Source organism: Sulfitobacter sp. HI0129, from assembly GCF_001635395.1.
GTDB lineage: Bacteria > Pseudomonadota > Alphaproteobacteria > Rhodobacterales > Rhodobacteraceae > Sulfitobacter.
Genome location: NZ_LWGH01000093.1, coordinates 1 through 276, shown reverse-complemented (window position 1 = coordinate 276; position 276 = coordinate 1). Strand labels below are relative to the sequence as shown.

1 pseudogene is annotated in these 276 nt (G+C 53.3%); it reads left to right on the top strand.

Annotated features, from left to right (window positions below):
- Positions 1–27: 27 nt before the first annotated feature.
- A pseudogene (locus A3764_RS25795) lies at positions 28–276 on the top strand (glycosyltransferase family 2 protein); the annotation flags it as partial.

Sequence of the window (276 nt, the reverse complement as noted above, 5' to 3'; positions counted from 1 at the left end):
ATTGGGAAGCTTTGCCCTGGGGCAAACGTGATCACGGTTCCAAGGGATGATCTTGCCGGGTTCGACCGGGTCCGCGGGCAATTGCTTAACGGACTGCAGGATGGGCTTGGCGCGCTGTTTGACTGGGTCATACGGACGGATGCAGATGAGCTAATCTGCATCGATCCTATGAAGTTTCCTTCCTTCGAAGCATTGTTCGAAGCGCATAAAAGAGCATCCGCTCTGTTTGCGCTTGGGATCAATCTTGCGGAAGTCGACGGTGACCGGGAATTAATT